This is a genomic window from Gimesia sp. (assembly GCF_040219335.1).
Taxonomy (GTDB): domain Bacteria; phylum Planctomycetota; class Planctomycetia; order Planctomycetales; family Planctomycetaceae; genus Gimesia.
Genome location: NZ_JAVJSQ010000002.1, coordinates 12,237 through 31,338, shown reverse-complemented (window position 1 = coordinate 31,338; position 19,102 = coordinate 12,237). Strand labels below are relative to the sequence as shown.

15 protein-coding genes are annotated in these 19,102 nt (G+C 54.2%); 12 read left to right on the top strand and 3 right to left on the bottom strand.

Annotation, left to right across the window (positions count from 1 at the left end; translation table 11 throughout):
• Positions 1 to 40: 40 nt before the first annotated feature.
• A complete protein-coding gene (locus RID21_RS00215; protein WP_350186602.1) occupies positions 41 to 1,561 on the bottom strand; it encodes a glycoside hydrolase family protein in 1,521 nt (506 codons plus the stop codon).
• A gap of 188 nt (positions 1,562 to 1,749) precedes the next feature.
• On the opposite strand from RID21_RS00215, the gene RID21_RS00210 reads away from it, so the two are divergent.
• Positions 1,750 to 3,474: an FAD-dependent oxidoreductase gene (locus RID21_RS00210; RefSeq protein ID WP_350186601.1), complete on the top strand. Its 1,725-nt coding sequence runs from the start codon at positions 1,750 to 1,752 to the stop codon at positions 3,472 to 3,474.
• A 9-nt stretch (positions 3,475 to 3,483) separates the two neighbouring features.
• On the opposite strand, the gene RID21_RS00205 is transcribed toward RID21_RS00210, so the two are convergent.
• Both RID21_RS00205 and RID21_RS00200 read right to left on the bottom strand, forming a co-directional pair.
• The gene (locus tag RID21_RS00205) at positions 3,484 to 4,614 is read right to left on the bottom strand and encodes an NAD(P)/FAD-dependent oxidoreductase (RefSeq protein ID WP_350186600.1); all 1,131 of its coding nucleotides are present in this window, start codon (positions 4,612 to 4,614) and stop codon (positions 3,484 to 3,486) included.
• A gap of 4 nt (positions 4,615 to 4,618) precedes the next feature.
• The gene (locus RID21_RS00200; protein ID WP_350186599.1) at positions 4,619 to 5,965 is read right to left on the bottom strand and encodes a class I SAM-dependent methyltransferase; all 1,347 of its coding nucleotides are present in this window, start codon (positions 5,963 to 5,965) and stop codon (positions 4,619 to 4,621) included.
• 570 nt (positions 5,966 to 6,535) lie between these two features.
• Here RID21_RS00200 and RID21_RS00195 point away from each other — a divergent pair.
• The 11 genes from RID21_RS00195 to rimK all read left to right on the top strand — a co-directional run bounded on the left by RID21_RS00195 (position 6,536) and on the right by rimK (position 19,034).
• Positions 6,536 to 7,876: a DUF1501 domain-containing protein gene (locus RID21_RS00195; RefSeq protein WP_350186597.1), complete on the top strand. Its 1,341-nt coding sequence runs from the start codon at positions 6,536 to 6,538 to the stop codon at positions 7,874 to 7,876.
• A 109-nt stretch (positions 7,877 to 7,985) separates the two neighbouring features.
• A complete protein-coding gene (recQ, locus tag RID21_RS00190) occupies positions 7,986 to 9,821 on the top strand; it encodes a DNA helicase RecQ (RefSeq protein WP_350186596.1) in 1,836 nt (611 codons plus the stop codon).
• Positions 9,822 to 10,162: 341 nt separating this feature from the next.
• Positions 10,163 to 11,101: a DUF1559 domain-containing protein gene (locus RID21_RS00185; protein ID WP_350186594.1), complete on the top strand. Its 939-nt coding sequence runs from the start codon at positions 10,163 to 10,165 to the stop codon at positions 11,099 to 11,101.
• Entirely contained in the window at positions 11,091 to 11,549 is a 459-nt protein-coding gene (locus RID21_RS00180) for a hypothetical protein (RefSeq protein ID WP_350186593.1), read from the top strand. Before RID21_RS00185 ends, RID21_RS00180 begins: the two co-directional genes overlap by 11 nt.
• 77 nt (positions 11,550 to 11,626) lie before the next feature.
• The gene (locus tag RID21_RS00175) at positions 11,627 to 12,403 is read left to right on the top strand and encodes a DUF3386 family protein (RefSeq protein WP_350186592.1); all 777 of its coding nucleotides are present in this window, start codon (positions 11,627 to 11,629) and stop codon (positions 12,401 to 12,403) included.
• Between the two features lie 44 nt (positions 12,404 to 12,447).
• On the top strand, positions 12,448 to 14,091 hold the full coding sequence (locus tag RID21_RS00170) for a DUF4198 domain-containing protein (RefSeq protein ID WP_350186591.1): 1,644 nt from the start codon (positions 12,448 to 12,450) through the stop codon (positions 14,089 to 14,091).
• A 119-nt stretch (positions 14,092 to 14,210) separates the two neighbouring features.
• A complete protein-coding gene (locus RID21_RS00165; protein WP_350186590.1) occupies positions 14,211 to 15,011 on the top strand; it encodes a tetratricopeptide repeat protein in 801 nt (266 codons plus the stop codon).
• Positions 15,012 to 15,029: 18 nt separating this feature from the next.
• Positions 15,030 to 15,464: an Rrf2 family transcriptional regulator gene (locus RID21_RS00160; RefSeq protein WP_350186589.1), complete on the top strand. Its 435-nt coding sequence runs from the start codon at positions 15,030 to 15,032 to the stop codon at positions 15,462 to 15,464.
• Positions 15,448 to 16,800: an outer membrane protein assembly factor BamB family protein gene (locus tag RID21_RS00155; protein WP_350186588.1), complete on the top strand. Its 1,353-nt coding sequence runs from the start codon at positions 15,448 to 15,450 to the stop codon at positions 16,798 to 16,800. The genes RID21_RS00160 and RID21_RS00155 overlap by 17 nt, the downstream gene beginning before the upstream one ends.
• A gap of 315 nt (positions 16,801 to 17,115) precedes the next feature.
• Positions 17,116 to 17,565, top strand: a complete 450-nt coding sequence (locus RID21_RS00150) for a GNAT family N-acetyltransferase (RefSeq protein WP_350186587.1) — start codon at positions 17,116 to 17,118, stop codon at positions 17,563 to 17,565.
• 65 nt (positions 17,566 to 17,630) lie between these two features.
• Positions 17,631 to 19,034: a 30S ribosomal protein S6--L-glutamate ligase gene (rimK, locus tag RID21_RS00145; protein WP_350186586.1), complete on the top strand. Its 1,404-nt coding sequence runs from the start codon at positions 17,631 to 17,633 to the stop codon at positions 19,032 to 19,034.
• Positions 19,035 to 19,102 lie beyond the last annotated feature (68 nt).

Below are 19,102 nucleotides of genomic sequence, written 5' to 3'. Positions count from 1 at the left end.
AACACAGAGTCAGCCCCTGATCGGACTTGGCTCTGTGTTTTTATTGCGCGAACTGGTCTGCAGTGAGTCGTGGATCGGACAGGTCCAGGCGATACATGATCTGATTGTAATCGTAACGCGGCGTTTTGACTTTGTTCCCCGAGAAGAGCGTCGTGTAAGTCCCCTCAAAATAAATCAGTCGTCCATTTTCCCGGGCAAACAGGGGATGCTGCTTCGGATTGTAAAAGCTGTATCTGTCGTGTGTCACGATCTTGCGGCCCCACTTCCACGGCCCCAGTGGGCTGTCAGCTTCCGAATACCAGATCTCACCCAGCATCGAGGTCCCGTTCTTCTGCGAAGCGATCATCGTCCACTTATTACGATACGCGTTCCAGGCCACCGAACTGTTATGCAGCTGCACACGTTGCTTTGTTTTTAGATCGCGAAACTGGAAAAAGGCCTCCTCCGGTCGCAGCCGCTGCTCAGCAATCAGCCTCTGCTCCAGTTCATAACTCAAAGGGGGAACTCCTTTCCGCCAGGTGTATTTCACATGTCCCCGATCATCGCGGTCTACAGTCCAGAGACCTTTCTTAGCATCCGGCTGGAGATACGAGTAAGTTTCATATTCACTGAGTTCTCCCAGGGCATCCACGGTCGCAGGCACACGGATCAGGGGGATCTCCAGTCCGAACAGCAGATAATCACGCCCCTCCATTTCATACCGCACCGGATGACCGACCGGGTAGAGCGGTGCGTCGAAATCGAATGTCTTCCGCTTTTCAAACTGGTTCAATTCTAAATTGAATTCAACCAGCCCCCGTTCGTAGACCGTCAGTGGTGCCTTCACCTTCACATATTTCGCAAACAGACGCTCCCGACCCGATTCATCCTCCAAGGTCACCAGCGCATCGATCCAGGTCGGTCCCGGTCCCGGCATCGGGCAGGTCTGGCTGGCAAAGCCACTCTCATCGACGAAATACTCCAGGTTTATTCCCCGCTCGATCGGCAGGCCTCCCCGCTGGGGCAGTTCCGAGATGGCCCCGGGAACCTGAAAGTTCCCCAGCGGATAACTGGTGCGGTTCGTATCTCCCCAGAACCAGTAGACCCGTCCCTGAAATAACGTGTTCTGCACACTGTCCGATCCCAGTACCTGCGCATTGAGTACCGGATGTTTCAAAGGCACCGGTTCTCCCGTCAGCAGGCTGTCCCGATAGATTCCGCCTCCCGTGATGCGATAAAGTCGTTCCGCCAGGTTGATGCGTTTCAGTTCCAGAACCGCGTTCCCGCCCGACGTCACTTTCAGCTTCTTGCCCCGATACCCGAAACCATCCGCGGGATATTCATAACCATGACTGCGAATGAAAAAATAGACTTCCTGATTCACCAGTCCCGGTTCATTTACCGCAGCGATCCCATTGCTGTCGGTCACATACTGAATCTCATTGACAGTCTTCAACTCGACCAGCGGAATGCCCCGTTTCGTAGCAGCGTCGATCACACGAATCTGGAAACAGTCACTCGCCAGCGACAACCGGGGAGCACAACACCAGGCGATGAACAGCAGGCACGCGATGTTCCGCATCAAAGTCTCTCCCATTTTTTCTTGTCACGATTATTCATTCACCAGACAACTTCACTTTCGTTCGGTCTCGCTTCCGATATACTAAACAAGATAAAGTAAATCAGCTCGCATTATTTGTGAAACCGGTGATTCGCTTATCTTAATCAATCATCACCGACAATCTCACCCGTTTTCTGAAATCTATTCTCATGCATCGACGACGTTTCCTGCAACAGTGTGGCTTTTACGGTTCCGGTATCTTCAGTCTTGGTTTTCTGCAGGCCATGCAGTCCCGTAGTGCCGCTGCCGCAATGCCACGCGAACTGAAAGCAGATGTTGTCGTGATCGGCGCTGGTCTGGGAGGCTGTGCTGCCGCCCTCGCAGCTTGCCGCAACGGCGTGTCGGTGATTCTGACTGAACCGACCGACTGGATCGGCGGGCAGATTTCACAGCAGGCGGTCCCCCCCGATGAGCATAAGTGGATTGAGTCCTTTGGACGCACACAGAGCTACGCCCAGCTCCGGACTCTGATCCGCGACTATTATAAACAGCACTACCCGCTGACGAAAAAAGCCCGCCAGTTGGAGAACCTGAATCCGGGCAACGGTTCGGTCTCCCGGATCTGCCATGAACCCCGGGTCGGCGTCGCAGCCCTGCAGTCCATGCTGGCACCACTGATCAGCAGCGGTCAGCTCACACTGCTCATCAACACTCAACCGTTGTCAGCAGCCTGCACAGGAGACCGCATTGAAAGCGTTGACTGTCAGATCGCAGGAAGTGGTCACCCCGTCACACTTCATGGCACTTACTTTGTTGATGCCAGCGAAGAAGGGGACTTGCTCCCACTGACGAAAACCGAATACGTACTGGGCGCAGAATCGCAGGCTCAAACCGGCGAACCGCATGCCCCGGAAACAGCCAATAAGCAGAACATCCAGGCGCTCACGCACTGCTTCGCCATCGATCATCGGGAAGGGGAAGATCATACCATCGATCGTCCTGCGATGTATGATTTCTGGAAAGACCATGTGCCCCCCCTCAACCCAGCCTGGTCCGGCAAGATTCTTTCACTCAATTACTCGCACCCGCGTACGCTCAAACCCAAAGCGCTCTCGTTTGTCCCCTCTGGAAAAGAGAGACCTGCGCCCCGCACGAAATCACTCAATCTCTGGCTCTACCGCCGGATGATCGATCGCAGCAACTTCACTCCCGGTTCGTATGTCAGCGACATCACCGTCGTTAACTGGCCGCAAAACGACTATATGCTGGGAAACATTACCGACGTTACTCAGGCAGAGCGGGAGAAACAGCTCCACGCCGCCAGACAACTCAGCCTGTCACTCCTCTACTGGCTGCAGACCTCCGCTCCCCGTCCGGATGGCGGAGAAGGCTGGCCGGGCCTGCGTCTGCGGAAAGATATTGTGGGAACAGAAGACGGTCTGGCGAAGTATCCCTACATCCGCGAGTCCCGCCGCATCAAGGCTGAGCTGACCATCAAGGAACAGGACCTGACCTACGACGAACGTCTCAAAGTGCAGGGCAAGGACCAAAAGCCACTGCTGGCCAAACCCTTCGCCGACTCGGTTGGCATTGGCTATTACCATCTGGATCTGCATCCCAGTACGGGAGGCGACAACTACATCGACATGGGAAGCGTGCCATTCCAGGTCCCACTGGGTGCGCTGATTCCAGAACGTGTCGAAAACCTGATCCCGGGTTGCAAAAACATTGGAACGACACATATCTCTAACGGCTGCTATCGTCTGCATCCCGTGGAATGGTCGATTGGCGAAGCAGCAGGTGCCCTGTGTGCCCACGCACTGACCAGTCACACGACACCACGCCAGATCAGAAACACGCCACAGCAACTGGAAGACTTCCAGCAAAAGCTGACCGGGCAGGGCATCGAGCTTGAATGGTCCCAACTGAGTTAAATCGCTGACTCAGCTGCGGACCAGTGGGGGAAGATGCTGCTGCAGGAACCAGCGATCCAGCAGCACCTTGCGGGTAAACCACTGGGTTCCCATTAATTGTCGACCCAGGAACTGACGGAAGACATCGGGCAGCATGCTGTGCGCGGGCTCATCCGGCCAGGGACCGAACCGTTCCAGCAGTCGGTCCTGATAGACCTGCAGCTGCCCTTTCTCAAAATTCGGCTGACAGTTCTGCAGCACATCTGCCGCCATCAACCCCGATTCGATGGCCGGACGAATTCCCTCGCCACTCTGTGGTGACGCCAGGCCGGCGGCATCTCCGATCAGCAGCAGGGCATCGTCGATGATCGTGCGCTTCTGCAGACCATACAGGCGATAGGCGTGCCCTTTGAATTTCCCGAGGATGTCCCTGGGAACGCGTTGTTCCCGATCCAGGTACTCCGTGAACTCATCCCGGGCCGTGGAGAGTTGCTTTTCTCCCTCACGACCGATGCCCACATTCAGATAACCATCCTTCAGAAAACACCAGGCATAGCCTTTGAAATCGCGACAGAAATAAAGCTCGGGCGTATCGGGCTGAACGCGGCACCGCTGCTGTTGTTCGGGAGTGAGTTGAACTTCGGTCTCCTGGGCCAGGACCACCGAGTGATCACCCGCATGTTTGTCGTTAATTTCGCGGGCCACCGGACAGAAATGTCCTCCGGCACCGACCACCATTTTCGCAGAAAGATTCCCGTTTACCAGCCAGCCGTCCGCTGTTCGTTCGAGCGACTGAAAGGACTCTCCCAGCCGGGTCCGTGCTCCGCAGCGCTGCAGCAGATAGTGATCGAATTCGCAACGACGAATCCCATAGCTGACCGTTTCGGGGTATTCAGTGTGCAGCGTGCTTCCGCCAATCAGACCCGTACGAAAGCGACTGATGGGCTGCAGGACATGCCCGTGAGAATAATCATCCAGATCGAGTTCCAGCAGCTCTGCCACAGCCGGGGTGATCCAGCCGGCACAGACTTTGTCCCGGGGAAATGTCGCTTTGTCGAGAATCAGCACATCCAGCCCCGACTCGCGAAGCCCCCAGGCACAGGATGAACCGCCCGGACCTCCGCCCACAATCAGTACATCACAGCTGTCTGTCTCTGACACCGGTCTATCCTTCTACTGAACCGGACTGCTGGTCCTGATACAGGCCGGCTCGGGTCCAGGGAATTTCGTTATTGGCTCCATTCGTAAAGACCACCTGAAACAACTGCAGCGAACCGGAGCGGAACGCAGCCACCGAAGCCGACAGATAAAGTCGCCAGGTGCGAATAAAGGTTTCATCGAACATATCGCGGACCTGGTCAATGTTCTGCTCATAGCGTTCCAGCCAGTGCTCCAGCGTTCGGGCATAATGCAGCCGGATGTTTTCGACATCGAGTACGGAAAACTTCTGCGGCTCAAAGATCCTCATGAACTCACTCAGACTGGGTACGTGGGCACCAGGGAAGATCCGTTTGGTCGTCCAGCTGTCGAGTACCCGGGGCGAATTACAGCCGATCGAATGAATCAGACCGCGTCCGTGGGGACGCTGACAGCGGGCAATCACGCGGCCCAGTTCCTCGTAGTTCTTCAAGCCGACATGTTCCAGCATGCCGACCGAGACGAATGAGTCATAAGAACCCGTAATATTCCGCCAGTCGTCTTCGACAAATTCAACCTGTTTTTCAAGCCCTTCGCGCCTGGCACGTTCGCGGGCATATGCAAGTTGCTCGCGGGAAATATTGAAAGCACGCACACTCACGCCATAATGTTTCGCCATGTGAATCGCCAGCGCGCCCCAGCCACAGCCGGCTTCCACAACCGAGCCCCCCGGCTTTAAACCGACTTTACGGCAGACATGATCCATCTTGGCGACCTGGGCCGCTTCAAGAGAAGCGTCAGGATCAGGAAAATAGGCACAGGTGTAGGCCAGCTGTTCGTCGAGCCAAAGCTGGTAAAAGTCATTCCCGATATCGTAGTGGTGATGAATATTGTGCCGGGCGGCATCTATGGTATTCCGCTTCAACCAGCTCAGACTTCTGCGAAACCGATCCCGATAGAACCCCTGCGTATCGATCTTGTGAGTGCCTTGATCAATCGCCTCATTAAATTCGACCAGCCCCCCCTCGACCTCGATGGTTCCCAGCGAATAGCCATCCCCGAAATACAGACTCGGATCGAACAGCAGCTTGTACAATGTACTGCGATTGCGAATATGCGCGCGAACCGAAACGGGAGAAGTCGCCGTGGTGATGACACTCCCATCCCACAAGACCACTTCGACTTCCGGATTACCGGCTTTTTCGAGCATGGTCCGCATCAGCCAGCGGTCCAGTTTTGAAGAGTCACCGCTGGTAGGGGGAGGAGGTTGAAACAACGGAGTCTGTTGAGAAGCCAGTTCTACTGGACCTTCAGAATCACTCGACTCACTTGAGGAAGCTTGCCTGGTCTTAAAATCAGAGTTGATTGGATTCACCTTTGATCTCCCTAACTAAAGCGATCAGAATCTCATTCAGTAAGCAAACGCCGGCTTTTCCCTCGATTTTTAAACATAGTTAGAATTAAGTAATCTCCCTTATTTTCTCACTCTATTTCAAAAATTCAAATCTTTTTTTGGCATTATGAACACTATTCCGCGAATTTCCCAAAACAGGATTAACTGGTTTGCTCGCAGGATTTTGAAGGCAGCTAAGTAGATCTGGTTACAGATCAGGCCCGGAAACAGACGTCAGAGCAGGAGATTCTGCAGGGAAATATTGTGGAAATCACGAATACAAAAGAACTGGTCCCCCCAGGGCACGAATTCCTTTTGAAACAATTAAAACCTCTCCTGTTTGTCAGGCTTTTGTCAGTTTACCAGGTCTGGAATGTCAGCTGATTTTTCCTGATCTGAAAGCCGAGTTTTGAAGTTTGGGCTTGGAATTCCGCCCCCCGAAGTGCTACAATTTGTTATATCAATGTTTTTTGATCATTGATATAACTCCTGCCAGGCGCAATGCCCGATAACCTCACTAAACTCCTGCCCTTCCTTGAGAAAGGATTTTTCATGCTGTCTATCTGGGGACCGGAAAAGAAGCTCTGCGATCGTATTTCCCGTCGGGAAATCCTGAAGATCGGTGCGCTGGGACTGGGTGGCATCAGTCTGCCTCAACTTCTGCAGGCAGAATCCGCAGCAGGCAGTAGTAAACGACATAAAGCCGTGATCATGATCTACATGTGCGGCGCACCTTCGCATCAGGACATGTACGACCTGAAGATGGACGCCCCTGCGGAAATCCGTGGCGAGTTCCGTCCCATCGACACCCGCGTTCCCGGCTTCCAGATCTGTGAACATCTGCCGCGACTGGGAAATATCGCCGAGAAGATCATTCCCCTGCGTTCGGTCTATGGTTCTCCTAATGGAGCACACGATTCATTCATCTGCTACACCGGTCGTACGACTCGGAACCAGCCGGCGGGCGGATGGCCGTCCATCGGTTCGGTCGTTTCCAAGATTCAGGGAGCCGCCGATCCTGCTGTCCCTCCCTTCGTAGGGCTTGCTCCCGATACGGGGCATCCCCCTTACGGCTCTCCGGGGCTTCCCGGATTCCTCGGTGTCAGTCATTCCGCTTTCCGCCCCTCAGGTCCCTCGCGGAAAAACATGGTCCTCAACGGCATTGATGAAGCACGACTGAACGATCGTAAGCAACTGCTGGCCACCTTCGATCAATTCAAACGCGATGCCGATGCCAGCGGCTCGATGCAGGGTATGGATGACATGAACCAGCAGGTGTTCAATATCCTGACTTCCAATCGACTGGTCAACGCCCTCGATCTTTCCCAGGAAGATCCCGCCATCCGGGAGCGTTACGGAAAAGGTGATCCCAAAAACTTCGGCGATGGCGCACCGCGTAACCTGGAGCACTTCCTGATGGCCCGCCGTCTGGTGGAAGCCGGTGCCCGGATTGTGACCTTGAACTTCGGTCGCTGGGATTTCCACAGCAACAACTTTGGCGGTCTGAAAAATACCCACCTGCCACAATTCGACCAGGGCCTGGCTACACTGATCGAAGACCTGCACGAGCGGGGCATGGCCGATGACGTCGCCGTGGTCGCCTGGGGCGAATTCGGACGAACTCCCAAGATCAACAAAGATGGCGGCCGCGATCACTGGCCGGCCGTTGGAGCTGGCCTGCTTGCCGGCGGCGGATTCAAAACCGGTCAGGTCATCGGCGCCACTGATCGCCTGGGAGCCCAGGTAGCAGACCGGCCGATTCACTTCGGTGAAGTCTTTGCCACGCTCTACCGTCACCTGGGCATCGATTTCCACGGCACCACTATCCCGGACCTCGCCGGACGTCCCCAATACCTGGTCGACGACTACGAGCCACTGCACGAAGTGCTCTAGAAGAATTGACGTTCCAGCGACGTTACATCCTTTAGCTTTTCAACTCCAGCCGTTACGATAGAGATCTGCCTGCACAGGCAATTTCGCTCTACTATTAACGGAAACGATCATGGCTGAAACAGGGATGGACGACGCGTTACTGGATGTCTTACACGAGTACTGGGGATATTCCGAATTTCGCCCCCTGCAGCAGGCCGCGATGACTTCGGTACTGGAAGGCCGTGATTCACTGGTCGTCCTGCCAACGGGGGGTGGGAAATCTCTCTGCTACCAGGCTCCCGCACTCTGCGTGGAAGGGACCGCGGTTGTTGTCAGCCCGCTGATTTCCCTGATGAAAGACCAGGTCGATGCGCTCCGCGTCTGTGGCATCTCCGCCGCCTGTCTCAACAGTTCCCTCGACCAGGAAGAAGCCCGACAGGTTTTTCGAGATCTGCGTGCAGGCAAGATCAAACTTCTGTATGTCGCCCCCGAACGGCTCATGCTCGAGAGTATGCTCAGCATGCTCGCCGAAATCAAGCTGGCTTATATCGTCATCGATGAAGCACACTGCGTGAGTATGTGGGGGCACGACTTTCGCCCTCATTACCGGGAACTCCAGGAACTGAAACGCATCTTTCCGCAGTGTGGCATCCACGCTTACACCGCCACCGCAACGGAACTGGTTCGCAACGATATTGCCAGTCAACTCGGCCTGCAGGATCCGGAACTGCTCATCGGCTCGTTCGATCGTCCCAATCTGAGTTACACCGTCGCCCGCCGGAGCAATCGCTTCTCGCAGGTCTGTGAGGTCATCGACCGCCACCCGGATGAACCGGGGGTGATTTACTGTATCTCCCGGGCCGATGTGGAATCGCTGAGTGAGTCGCTCAACGACGCCGGTTACGAAACGCGCCCCTACCATGCAGGATTGCCCGATGTCGAACGTGCGGGCAACCAGGAAGCCTTCATTCAAGATCAGATCGATGTGATCGTCGCCACCATCGCCTTCGGCATGGGCATCGATAAACCCAACGTGCGTTATGTAATTCATGCAGGTCTGCCCAAGTCACTGGAAAATTACCAGCAGGAAAGTGGTCGGGCAGGGCGGGACGGTCTTGAAGCCGAGTGCGTACTGCTCTATTCCGAGCAGGATGCGATGATCTGGCAGCGGATCCTCGAAGATCAGCCTGACGAATCCAAAGCGAGCGCCTTTGAATCACTGCAGGCGATGCAGAACTACTGTCACGCATTCGACTGTCGGCACCGCTACCTGATGCGGCACTTCGGTCAGGACCTGGAAGAGGACTGTGAAACGGGCTGTGATCTCTGCCGGGGAGAATTCAAACAGGTCGACGATGCCCAGGTGATCGGACAGAAAATCCTCTCCTCGATCTATCGTCAGGATCAGAATTTTGGAGCCTCCTATACCGCAGCAGTCTTGAAGGGTTCCAAAGACAAAAAAGTACTCAATAACGGACACGACCAGTTGAGTACCTACGGTCTGTTGAAAGGGGAAAGCCTGGCGACAATCCGCAGCTGGCTCAACCAGCTGATGTCCCAGGGATTCCTGACCAAGACGGCAGAATACCAGCAGCTGCGAATCACAAAGAGCGGCTGGCAACTCCTCAAAGGGGAAGCAACTCCACAGCTCATGCGGACCACACAGGACAGTCAGGCTGAAAAGTCACAACGTTCCCGCGACAAGTTCGACAACCTGAACTGGAAGGGGGTCGATAAAGGGCTGTTTGAAGTGCTCCGCGAGCTACGGAAGCAGATCGCCGGTGAAAAAGGGATTCAACCCTACATGGTCTTCGGCGACGCCACGTTGCGGGAACTGGCTCGCCATAAACCGGCAACCACGGCACAATTCCTTGAAATCTGGGGCGTGGGTCAGAAAAAATGCGATGATTTCGGGACACCGTTTCTGGAATCGATCGCTGCTTTTGAGAATGAATCTCAAGACTAACACTCTATTATTCTCTCCGTATTAGCTCTGGGAGCATCTGACCAGATCATTCCTGGACCTCTCCACCAGAGAAAAACCAACTTAAGTGACTTATACAGCGACACTTAAGACACCCCATGTAATTTTATTAATTTTCACTGATTTTGTTGTCTAAAAACTTGCAGAGCAGGGGATCCAATTATATCATCCCTGTATTGAGATTGAGTTTCAATTTCAATCAGCCAGCCAGCGAACATGACGCTTCTCCATGCGTAGCCAGCCAGCCAGATCCGTCGGGCGTTGAATCGATCATCCATCGGTTCAAATTCATCAATCTGGTACTACAACCTTCTGGAGAAACCATGTTACTCACCCCCACTCACCCCCAGCGGCGTCGTGCATTCACCCTCATCGAGCTGCTGGTCGTCATCGCCATCATCGCGATTCTGATCGCCCTTCTGCTCCCCGCCGTCCAGCAGGCCCGTGAAGCCGCCCGCCGGACCCAATGTAAAAACAACCTCAAACAGATCGGCCTGGCCGTTCACAACTATGCCGACGTCTACACTACTCTCCCCAATGCTAACTGTGGTAATTCCGACTCCATCACAAGTGGAGGTAGTCTCTTTGTTTCGATCCTCCCCTTCATCGATCAGTCGAACGCATATAACCTTTACAATTTTGATCTGAATAACTCAGACCCATACAATGTGACGGTCACCTCTCAGAAGCTACCGTTTTATATGTGCCCCACATCGCCGATGCGTCGCGCTGTCCCCAGTTGTTCAGATGATAACGGCCGTGCTCCCGGACACTATGCGGTCTGTGGAGGTACAGAAGACTACAATATTTACTGGAGCCACGTTGGCGATCCGGTTCCAGCACAGAATGGTGCCATCGTATACACAGGCAGCACTGCCGGTAAAATTCGTTTCCGGGACATCACCGATGGTACCTCAACGACACTGTTAATCGGAGAAACCGCTTACAACCTGCCGGACTATAAATTCACCAGTGCCAGTTCCAGTTGTAATGGTCAGTCTCGTTACGGATTCACTTACTGGGCTAATCCCTACCCGGGATCAACCGTCTGCTTCACGGCTGCAGACTTTAATCCTCACGATGTTGCTAACGACTCTGTCTTTGACAGTAACTGGAGAAAATCATTTCGCAGCGACCATGTAGGCGGCGTACAGTTCGTCTTTGTCGATGGCTCGGTACACTTCATCTCTGAAAATATTGACGCCGACCTGCTGGATGCCCTGGCAACCCGAAACGGTGGGGAGGTGATCGGTGAATTCTAAACAGGTATCACTCATTTTGTGCTTCTGCCTGGTTCTGTCTGCTTTGACAGGCTGTGGATCTTCTGAAGAATACCCCCGTGCTGCGGTGCGGGGGATCGTGACCCTGGATGGCGATCCACTCTCCAAAGGTGTCATCCGCTTTATTCCGGATGGTGAAAACGAAGGTCCCCAGGCTTCAGCCTCAATTCGCGAGGGGATTTTCAATGTCCCACTCGATTTCGGCCCTGTCGTAGGTACCAATCGCATTGAAATCATCTCCACTGACGATGGAGGATTTGCAGAGGATGATGAAGAGGCTTTCAAACGTTTGAGAGCAGAAGGTATTAAAAGGATCGAAGTTGTCAAAGTCCCTCCGCAATACAACAAACAGAGCAAATTGACCAAGTCCATCAGTGCAGAGCAAGACAACGATTTTACCTTTGCCCTGACATCGACTGCTAAGAAATAAACCTGTTTGAAGTTTGACTTCAATCCCCACTTTCCGCCAACGCGAACCTACTTACCTCATAACGATGGAGACATCCGATGCCGTTTCGCCAAAAAATCACGCGAGAACTCAAGCAATGGGGCCTGGCTGGCCTGATCGTTTTGCTGGCTCTCTCTGCTACCATGGAATGGACGCCTGCCCGGGAACAGGAATCGACCGATTCCCAGCAGGAAAAAGCAGCCGCGACCAAACTATACCAGAAGGTCAGGGAAGCCCGGGCGACCTGGCGTGACTTTCCCGGTTTTACGGCAGATGTCACCGTCTGCTACAATGGGAAGTGCACCACCGGGAAACTCGTCGCAGACAATCAGTTCAAAATCAAGCTGACTCTGCAGGACGAATCACTTTCCGAGTGGAGCCTGCCCAAGCTGAAGTCCGTGATTGGACATCGGAAATACCGTCAGCAGAAACAAATCCCCGCCACGTTCGCTGATCAGGAAGTCGACCATCCACTCGGCCGCCTGGTCAACATTGACGGCAAAAACGTTTCATTTCGCCTGCAGGGGGATGTCATGACAGAAGTCCATCGCCGTTCTGATAAATCGTGGTTTACCATTTCCACGCTGGACGTACTGCGGACCAAAGAAAATGAAACCCTCCCGCAGGTCACCTCAGTGACTTACCGCAATCCCCAGACAGGCGAAATTCTGTCCAACCGCAGCAATACGTTTGCCTTCACCCGGGTCGGCAAGTTCGACCTGCCCACATCCATGCTGACCGTAGAATGTGGCGAAAAATTCGATCGCAACGTCGGTTCCATCAAGCTGACAAATCACCGCCTGCTGACCGACTCTGCACTCTCACAAACTAACTGAGCAGGATTCCTACTCAGCGACTCGCTTTTTGAAAGTAATCTGAAATGAAAAAATTCACATTTTCCGCCGCCATGCTCTGCCTGCTGGCAGTCGTCGCGACAAACCAGGCATACGCCCATTTCCTCTGGCTGCTTCCCCAGGCCGAAGGCAAGAATAACGCTGCCAAAGTGCAGCTCTACTTTGGTGAGGTAGCCGAACCCGATGACCCCGATCTGCTAAAACGACTCACCAGCATCAAAGTCTGGGAGAAACAGCAGAACGGCAAACTGCAGACCTACTCCCTGACAGCAGGTGATGACTCGCTGTTCATCACTCCCGAACCCAAAGGAGCCGGTAAAGCCGCTTATGGGCTGAATCACACCTATGGCGTGATCACGCGCGGCGAAAGCAACTTCCTGCTCAAGTACTACGCCAAGACATTCCCGCAGAAAAGTCAGCAGGTCTGGAATAAGATCACCTGCACCGAACAGCTGCCCCTGGAAATCATCCCTACACTCAAGGGGGAAGAAGTCACCCTGCAGGTCAACCTGAACGGTAAACCGCTGGCTGGTGCAGAGGTCAAAGTCATCGGTCCGGAAACCACCAGCGAAACGGTCACCGCCAGCACCAACGACCAGGGTCAGTACCAGTTCAAACTCAGCAAAGGCCTGTATTCGATCCGCGCTAAACACGTGGAAGAAAAAGCAGGCGAACATAAAGGGGACAAGTACGACAGCATCCGTCACTACTCCACACTGACGCTCCCTTATGTGCCCGTGGCCGACAAAACGGAAACGACCGCTGTCGACAGCAAATATCCTCAGCTGCCCGATGCCATTTCCAGCTTCGGTGCAGCCGTCAGTGGAGACTACCTCTATGTCTATTCAGGTCACACCGGACGCGCCCATCAGCACAGTGCAGACAACCTTTCGCAGAACTTCCAGCGGCTCAACCTCAAGCAGCCCAAAAACTGGGAAACTCTGCCGCTCAAAACTCCATTACAGGGCCTGGCCATGGCACCTCACGGAGAAAGCGTCTACCGGGTCGGTGGCCTGTCGGTCACGAACAAAAAGGGAGAAGAATCCCTGATGGAATCGCTGCCCAGTGTGGAACGCTTTGAGCCCGGCAAAAACAGCTGGGAACCCATCACCGCGATGCCTAATGGTCGCTCCTCACATGACGCTGTCTTCCTGGGAGATCAGCTCTACGTTGTGGGTGGCTGGCAGATGCGAAAAGGGGATGAATCGATCTGGCAGGAGAATATGCTGGTCTTCGATGCTGCTGCAGACAAACCCACATGGAAAACCATTAAGCAACCCTTCCAGCGGCGGGCTCTCTCCGCTGCTGCCCACGAAGGTAAAATCTACGCCATGGGAGGCATCGATGCTGACGGCGATATCAGCCACGAAGTCGACGTCTACGACACCCAGACCGGCAAATGGTCCAAAGGACCGGAACTGCCCGGCAGTACCATGAACGGTTTCGGTACCACCGCCTGGAGCCTGGGTGGCCAGCTCTACTTCAGCGGAATGGACGGCGGTGTTTTCCAGTTGGATCAGAAGAACAACCAATGGAAGCAGGTAGGATCACTGGCCACACCGCGTTTCTTCCATCGTCTGCTCCCTGACGGTAACGGCGGTCTGCTCGCCATCGGAGGCGCTTCACGCAAAGGGCACCTCAAAACGATCGAGCAGATTCAATTGAATTAAAGTCAAGTTTTCCGCTTGAAGAGACAAGAGTTCTGTTCTGGATACGCCCCATTCCGGGAACTCTTGTCTCTCCTCTTTTTCAGGTGAAGCCTGATAATTTCCTTTCAGAGAGGATGACTATGGAAACACAGCAAACGCTGCAGGTGGCCATCGATCTGTTTCGACAGGGACTGCATTACCAGGCACTGGACCAGATCACACAGTTGCACACCGTTGATCCCGATGCAGGAAAAGCCTGGGAACTCAAAGGACTGATTGAAGACTCGCTCAGCTGGCACAATACCTCGATCCATTCACTTGAAACGGCAACAACACTCATCCCGCTCTCCGCTTCCGGGCAATACGTTCTGGCTAAGAACTACCTGGAAACCGGTAAAACCGCTCTGGCCCAGTCGGTATTCACGATCCTCTTACAGCGAGAAGACATTCCGGATCGGCTGCTGCCCGCACTCTCGACCTACCTGGGACGACACTCCGAGATGAAACATCTGGCGCTGCAGGCCTGCCGCAAAGCAGTCCGCCGCGATCCGGATCAGGCCGATTCCTGGCTGGGGATGGCCCACTTTATGAATCAGCTCGGTTACCCGCAACGACAGGTTGCCAGCATTCTCCGCAAGGCAGTCAGTCTGGATCCGGAGAACCGACATTACAGACTCGCACTCAGTAACCTCCTCGAACACATGGGACAGTTCGACGAAGCTTACCGCGTTGTCAAACAGATCAGTCGCTCAGAATTACAGCAGATCCACTGTAGCAGCTGCCTGGAAAGGCTCATGGCCATTTTTCAAGATGCGAATGACCAGATTCGTTACGACATCTGCCGGAACAAACTGCTGCAACTGCAATCCCCCACACAATCAGAGAGAGGCTCGTTCGTCAGAAATCGCCTGCCGAAGCCTCCTCGACAGATACGCCATTGAGTCCTGATCACTATGAATATGATTTCTCAAACCGAAGAGTATGCTCTCCGAGCAATGACCTGTCTGGCGTTTCGTTATCCGGACTATATGACCCGCGATCAGCTGTTTGAAGTCACCCAGGTCCCGCATGCCTACCTGCCCAAAATCATGCTGGAACTCAACCGAACCGGGCTCATCCGCTCGCAGCGCGGCCATAACGGCGGATACACGCTGCTTCGTGATCCCGGTGAAACCAGCCTGCTTGATATCATTAATGCCGTGAATACCACCTCTCTCAGAGAGACGCTTTCCCACACAGACTCTGTTTCGACCGAGATCAGCCAGCTACACCAGCATCTGCTGAACTCCTTTTCCATGTTGGAAACCACCCTGCATCAGACGTCACTGGCAGATCTGGTAGCGCCTCCGGAACCCCCACATCTCAAGGAACCCAGCTGTGCCCAGGAATTATAAATCGACTCGAATTTTGCTGGCAGTCTGCCTGCTGTCCACCATCACGACTGCGAACGCCTCTGATACCTGGACCGGTTTTCGCGGGACAGGCTCCAATATTTCCTCAGCCCGCGATCTGCCACTGAAATGGTCTGCCGACCAGGGAATTCGCTGGAAGCAGGCAGTCCCCGGCTATGGTCAGTCTTCGCCTGTTATCTGGAAAAATCAGGTCTTCGTTACATCCATCGCAGGTCCACAACAGGAAACTTGCCTGCTGCACTCGTATGATCTCGCCTCGGGAAAATTGAACTGGACGAAAGAATTCAAAGCCAGCCAGACTAAGAAATCAACTTCCATGGTCTCCCGTGCCGCACCGACTCCCGCAGTTGACGGGCAGGGGATCTATGCGTTCTATGATAGTGGTGATGTCTTCGCCTGCAGGCATGATGGCTCACCACTCTGGCATCGTTCGCTCGTGAAAGATTACGGTGCATTCGTCAGTAACCACGGCATCGGAAACTCAGTGGCGCAGACAGCCGATCAACTGTTTGTACTGACTGCCCACGATGGCCCCTCCTACCTGTTGTCTCTCAATAAGAAAACGGGAGAAACGAACTGGAAGACCGATCGAGAGGAAGGAGTCGCCTGGACTTCTCCCGTCGTTGCCGACCGTGCTGGTACGCCGGAAATCATTGTCAGTGCCCGCGGTACCGTAAAAGGCTACCAGGGGTTGACCGGCAAGCTCCTCTGGACCATGTCCGGTATCAGCGGCAATACAATTCCGTCTGCGTCAGTCTTTGAAGATTACGTACTCATTGGAGCGTCCACCGACCGCCGCAACCCGGGGGGCGCGAATGCCAGCGATTCCAACTGCTGCCTCCGACTTGTAACCAAGGACGGGAAACCGGGGTACGAAGTGCTCTGGAAAGCAGAAAAGGCCGTCTCCTATTACTGTACTCCACTGGCGTATGAGGGCTGCGCTTATTTCGTCAATAAGGTCGGCGTGGTCTTCTGTCTCGATCTCAAGACCGGCAAACAGAACTACGCCCAAAGGCTCTCCGGTCCCTGCTGGAGTTCGCCCCTGGCCGCCGGCGACCAGATCTATTTCTTCACCAAAAAAGGCATTACTGACGTCATCGCCCCCGGACCGGAGTTTAAACTCATCGCGTCCAATGCTCTCCTGGCGGACTCTGCAGATGCAGAGAAATCCAAAACCGCTCCAGGACAGCAGGACAAACCCAAAACCGAATACGCGGAAGCAGGTCCCATCGCCGTTTATGGAACCGCAGCCGTCGACCAGACCCTGCTGATTCGTACCGGCACCGAATTATTCTGTATTGGTACACCTGAAAAATAAGACCGTGGCCTCTAGCACAGAGCTGCGTCGTGCCCTTTGAATCATCCCCTCTCCGATACAGCATCGGTGAGGGGATGATTTCATTTCGCCCCCGTTTCATCTGTTTTTCACACTTGAGAATGCAGTAAAATGACCATCCCGGCCAGTCCACAGGAATTCCGCCTCCTGTAGCGAGAGCTGGTTACCCAGGCAGAAAGCGTTCGAACTGCGTCAAACACGGAAAACTAACAGACGTGTTGTGGACACAGCTGCCGAGAGCGACTATTTTACGCATAGTGACTCCCCCCTATCGCGTTCAACCTTGTGGCCTGCATTATGAATTCGATCACCGTCAGACAAGCCGTTCTCACAGATCTGGATGATCTCGTACCGCTGTTTGACAGCTATCGCCAGTTCTACCGGCAACAAAGTGATCCACAGGCGGCACGCGACTTTCTTTCAGACCGCTTTAACCATGGCGAATCGGTCCTGTTCATCGCGTATCAGGAAGACACGCCAGTCGGTTTTACCCAGTTATATCCCGGCTTTTCCTCGATCTCGCTGGCGCGGACGTTCATCTTAAATGATCTGTTTGTCGCACCGGAAGGTCGACGGCAGGGAGTGGGAACAGAATTGCTCTCCGCTGCCATCGCATATGCCCGGGAACTCCAGGCGGTCCGGCTGACCCTGTCCACAGAAATGACGAACGAAACCGCACAGGACCTGTATCAGACCGCAGGCTGGAAGCGGGACGAACAGTATTTCGTCTACCACTATTCCCTCTGACTCCTGCTCGAAGTTTTAAACCATCCCTGCCTGGCAGGTTCGAAATAGAAACGACACTCCCCATCATGAAAGATGAGAAAAACAAACAGATTATCGGCTGTGAAGAATGGTGCGCCTTCCCTGACCTGGGTATTCCCGCCATCAAAGCCCGTGTGGACTCCGGAGCCAAAACATCTTCCATCCACGCCTTCAACGTTCAGAAGTTCCGCCGCCAGGGGGAAACCTGGGTCAGTTTTGAAGTCCATCCCCTTCAGAATAACCGTCGCACCGTGGTCCGCTGCGAACGTCCCATCGTCGACAAGCGCGTGGTGAAAAGTTCCAGTGGGATCTCGGAAACCCGCTATGTCATCCTGGCGACACTCAAGATGGGCGATCAGGCCTGGGAAATTGAACTCACACTCGCCAATCGTGATTCCATGGGTTATCGCATGCTGTTGGGACGCGAAGCGATGAGCGGGCGGATGCTGGTTGATCCCGCCCTCAGCTTCTGTCAGGGGCAGGTAACCAGCGACACGTTGAATAAACATTATGGCAAGCGGGAACAGACCCGTAGCGGACTCAAAATCGCGGTGCTCGCCAGTAATCAGGAACTCTACAGCAACCAGCGGATTCTCGAAGCGGGAGAAGAGCGGGGGCATGAGATGGAGTTTCTGGATATCAAACAGTGCTACATGAAACTCGACGCGGTCGAACCTGAGGCTCACTACCGGGGTGGCACCATTCTCGATGACCTGGATGCCGTCATTACCCGCATCCGTCCCAGCATCACCTATTATGGTTGTGCGCTGGCCCGTCAGTTCGAGAGCATGAATGTACTGACGGTGAATACGTCTGTCGCCATCACCCAGTCTCGCGACAAGCTGTATTCACTGCAGTTGATGCTCAAGAGCGGAATCAATATCCCCACGACCGGCTTTGCCAATTCTCCCATCGATACCAACGACCTGATTGAAATGGTGGGAGGTGCTCCATTAATCGTCAAGCTGCTGGAAGGCTCGCAGGGGCGCGGCGTCGTGCTCGCGGAAACCCGCAAAGCCGCTGAAAGTGTGATCAATGCCTTCAAAGCGCTGCGTGCCAACCTGCTCGTGCAGGAGTTTATCAAAGAAGCCGAAGGGAAGGACCTTCGCTGTTTCGTCATCGACGGCAAGGTCGTCGCGTCGATTCAGCGGGAAGCAGCCCCGGGAGAATTCCGGGCGAACATCCACCAGGGGGGCACTGCGTCCATCATCAAGATCACACCGACCGAACGTAAGCTGGCGGTGAAAGCCACAAAAGCGCTCGGCCTGATGATTGCCGGTGTAGATATCATTCGCTCCAAACATGGTCCACTGCTGCTCGAAGTTAATTCTTCGCCTGGACTCGAAGGTATTGAAGCAGCCACTGGTAAAGACATCGCCGGCATGATGATCTCCGCCATTGAGAAAAAACTCAACTGGAAGCGCGAATTGAGTGTGAAACGCCATAAATAGCAGAATTTTTCTAGTGTTACAGAGATCCGCGGTTAGAATGCCCTCATCGGTTTAGCATCACTGAAGCA